Raw genomic sequence first — 3,588 nt, 5'->3', positions numbered from 1 at the left:
GGCCGCTGCCGATGCCGTCGCCGGCGGCTTCGGCGCCGTAGATCTTCACCGAGGCGTCGTTGAGGAAGGCATGGAACAGGCCGATGGCGTTGCTGCCGCCGCCGACGCAGGCGCTGATCGCATCCGGCAGGCGGCCGTAGTCGGCCAGCATCTGCGCGCGCGCCTCGCGGCCGACGATGGCGTTGAAGTCGCGCACCATGCGCGGATACGGATCGGGGCCGGCGACGGTGCCGATGATGTAGAAAGTGTCCTGCACGTTGGTCACCCAATCGCGCATCGCCTCGTTGAGCGCGTCCTTGAGCGTGGCCGAGCCGGAATGCACCGGCACCACCGTGGCGCCGAGCAGCTTCATCCGGTAGACGTTGATCTTCTGCCGCTCGATGTCGGTGGCGCCCATGTACACCACGCACTCCAGCCCCAGCCGCGCGGCCACCGTGGCGCTGGCCACGCCGTGCTGGCCGGCGCCGGTCTCGGCGATGATGCGGGTCTTGCCCATGCGGCTGGCCAGCAGCGCTTGGCCGATGGTGTTGTTGATCTTGTGCGCGCCGGTGTGGTTCAGGTCCTCGCGCTTGAGCAGGATCTGCGCGCCGCCCACTTCGCGGCTGAGCCGCTCGGCGTGGTAGATCGGGCTGGGCCGGCCGACGTAATGGGTCAGGTCCTTGTCGTAGGCGGCGATGAAGGCCGGATCCTGGCGCGCGGCATCGTAGGCGGCGGCCAGTTCCTGCAGCGGGCCGATCAGGGTCTCGGCGACGAAACGGCCGCCGTAGCGGCCGAAATGGCCGGCGGCGTCGGGATAGGCGTGGAAGTCGCTGACGGGGACAGAGGACATGGCGCAACCGGGGGCAACAGGACAGGCCTGCACTTTAGCGCACACGTTCCCACAGAAAAACCGATAAAGTCTGACGCAATCCGTCAGGAAAACTCACATGACCAGCCTGCGCCGCCTGCCCTCGCTCAACGCCCTGCGTGCGTTCGAGGCCGCCGCGCGGCTGCGCAGCGTCGGCGCCGCGGCGGCGGAACTGCATGTCACCCATGGCGCGGTCAGCCGTCAGGTGCGGCTGCTGGAGCAGGAACTGGGATTTGCGCTGCTGCAGCGCGACGGCCGCGGCATCCGCCCGACCGCCGCCGGCACGCACCTGTGCGAGGCCGCCGGCAGCGCCTTCGCGCAGTTGCAGGACGCGGTGGCGGAGTTGCGCCGCCCATCGCGCCCGGCCGCGCTGGTGCTGGGCTGCCCCGGCAGTATCCTGGCCCGCTGGATGATTCCGCGGCTGCAGGCGCTGCAGCGCGACCTGCCGGCGCTGACCCTGCACCTGTCCGCGCACGAGGGCGACTTCGCCGCCGACCTGGACGGCCTGGATGCGGCGCTGCTGCTGGGCCAGGCGCCATGGCCGGCGGACTGGCAGGTGCGCGTGCTGGCGCCGGAGCGGATCGGCCCGGTACTCAGCCCGGCCCTGCCGCAGGCACCGGCCCTGACCGCGGCCGCGCCGGCGGCATTGCAGGGACTGCCGCTGCTGCATACGGTGTCGCGCCCGCAGGCCTGGCCGGCCTGGGCCGAGGCGCAAGGCCTGGCGCCGGCGCAGTTGCGCTACGGCACCGGCTTCGAACACCTGTACTACCTGCTGGAAGCGGCGCTGGCCGGGATCGGCGTGGCGATCGCGCCGCAGCCGCTGGTCGCCGACGACCTGGCCAATGGCCGCCTGCTGGCGCCGTGGGGCTTCGTCGACACCGGCGGGCAGTGGGCGCTGTGCGCGCGGCGGGAGCAGCAGGATCCACGGGTGGAGGCGTTGGCCGGGTGGTTGGCCGGCGAGTTGCGGGAGGATCGCGGTTAGGCGTATTGCCTGGCCTGTTCGCTGGCAATTCGCGGCGCAACCGCGCTGTACAGGACGCTTGGCCGCGACGCCTGGCGTGCGCGGGAGTGGAGGTGTCTGTCGCGGCTGAAGCCACTCTACATGGGTGGGTGGGGCGTCGAGCGCCCATCGGCGGGCGCGCGCGTCAGCCCGGCTGCGCCGGCGCGGCCAGGCGCCGCTGCAGGTCGTCGCGCAGCCGGCTCAGCTCGACCTCGGCGGCGCGCCGCTGCTGCATGCCGTCGCGGTGGATCTCGCGCACCTCCTCCACCGTGGCGATCAGTTGCTCGTGCACGTGGCGCAGCGTGTCCATGTCGATCACCGCGCGTTGGTTGGCGCGCGCCGTGTCCACAGAGGCCTGCCGCAGCAGGTCGGCGTTGCGGCGCATGATGTCGTTGGTGGCATCGTCGATGGCGTTGGACAGCACCACCGCGTTCTGCTGCTCGTGCAGCGACAGCTGGATCGCGAACTGGCGCTTCCACGACGGGATGGTGATGTCGCGGACGGTGTTGAACTTCTCGATCAGTTGCAGCGCGTTGGCCTGGATCAGCCGGATCATCGGCAGCGCCTGCTCGGCCGCGTGCTGCATCACCTGCAGGTCGCCGACGCGCTTGTCGAGCAGGCGCAGGGCGGTATCGATCTCGGCGCGCTGGCCGCGCGCCTGCGGATCGTCCTGGCCCGCCAGCGCCAGGTGCTGTTGCTGCAGTTCGGCCAGGCGCAGCTTGCCGGCAGCGACGTGCAGGCCCAGTTCGCGGCGCTCGGCCTGCACCATCTGGTGCATGCGGTCGAATTCGCCCACGCGCTGGCCGAGGTTGGCCTGCTGCGCGCCGACGTCGCGCAGCAGTTGTTCGATCTGCCGGTTGGTGTCGCTGAACTTCTGCACCAGTTCGTCCTTGGACGCGCGCAGGCGATCGATCAGGCCGCCGATCAGCGGCACCCGCGAGCGCTCGCCGAGCTGGTCGAGCTTGAGCGCGCGCGCGATCCGCACCACTTCGCCGAGCTTGTCGCCGCTGGCCTCCAGGTCGCGGTTGCGGACCTGGTCCAGCAACTGGCTGGAGAACGCGGCGGTCTGCGCGGCGACCTCGGTGCCGAACAGGTGCAGGCTGCCGGGCGTGAGTTCGCGCAGGCCCTGCGCCAGCGCGGCGATCTGCGCACGATCGTCCGGCACCAGGCCGAGCGCCTTGAGCTCGGCTTCGTCGGGTTGCAGCGGCAGGCTCTGCGGCGTCAGCGGGTGTTCCTGGGTCATCATGGCTCTCCTTCGATAGCGATTCGCGGCGGCGGCGCAGGCTCAGCGCAGTCTAGCCCGCATGGCCTGCAATTCGGCCAGGATGTGTTGCTGCGCCTGTGCGGCGCGGGCCACGTGGTCCCTGCCCTGCGCTGCCTGCGGCGTGACGGCGGCCTGGCGCCAGGCCGGCAGCAGCACGTCGCGGATGTTCCTGTAGCGTTGCAGCAGGTCCTCGCCCTGCTGTTGCAGCAACCGCCATTGCGCCGCTTCCAGGCGCCAGGCGGCGGCGAGGCGGCGCAAGTGGTCGAGTCGCTGGTTCCAGGCCTGCGCCAACGCCGGGTCGGGCGTCGGCGCCGCGGCGATCCAGCGCTCGAGCGCGGCCACGCCGGCCTCGGCGACGCCGGCGCTTTCGGCATATGCCTGGCCCGCGTGCCGCAGCGCCTGGGCATGCGCATCGGCGCGCAGCAGGACCACGCCCAGTTGCGCCTGCAGGGTCTCGGCCTCGGCCTGGCGCTCCAG

3 protein-coding genes and 1 pseudogene are annotated in these 3,588 nt (G+C 71.5%); 1 reads left to right on the top strand and 3 read right to left on the bottom strand.

Features of this window, described 5'->3' with window-relative positions; translation table 11 throughout:
- Positions 1 to 829, bottom strand: an 829-nt coding sequence (gene trpB, locus D183_RS0122675) for a tryptophan synthase subunit beta (RefSeq protein WP_017911018.1), incomplete at its 3' end; no start/stop codon positions are given.
- Positions 830 to 926: 97 nt separating this feature from the next.
- Between trpB and D183_RS0122670 the strand changes: the two genes are divergently transcribed.
- Positions 927 to 1,829: a LysR family transcriptional regulator gene (locus tag D183_RS0122670; protein WP_017911017.1), complete on the top strand. Its 903-nt coding sequence runs from the start codon at positions 927 to 929 to the stop codon at positions 1,827 to 1,829.
- A gap of 163 nt (positions 1,830 to 1,992) precedes the next feature.
- Here D183_RS0122670 and D183_RS0122665 read toward each other — a convergent pair whose 3' ends face one another.
- On the bottom strand, positions 1,993 to 3,090 hold the full coding sequence (locus D183_RS0122665) for a toxic anion resistance protein (protein WP_026144764.1): 1,098 nt from the start codon (positions 3,088 to 3,090) through the stop codon (positions 1,993 to 1,995).
- 42 nt (positions 3,091 to 3,132) lie between these two features.
- Positions 3,133 to 3,588: pseudogene (locus D183_RS0122660) on the bottom strand (hypothetical protein); the annotation flags it as partial.

It is taken from the genome of Xanthomonas sp. SHU 199, from assembly GCF_000364665.1.
GTDB classification, from domain to species: Bacteria; Pseudomonadota; Gammaproteobacteria; order Xanthomonadales; family Xanthomonadaceae; genus Xanthomonas_A; species Xanthomonas_A sontii.
Note: the sequence above shows the minus strand (reverse complement) of the source record. Positions and strands in the feature narration are given on the sequence as shown.

Coding starts and splice junctions, on each gene's coding strand:
- D183_RS0122670 (WP_017911017.1), top strand. CDS start 927: ATGACCAGCCTGCGCCGCCTGCCCTCGCTCAACGCCCTGCGTGCGTTC.
- D183_RS0122665 (WP_026144764.1), bottom strand. CDS start 3,090: ATGACCCAGGAACACCCGCTGACGCCGCAGAGCCTGCCGCTGCAACCC.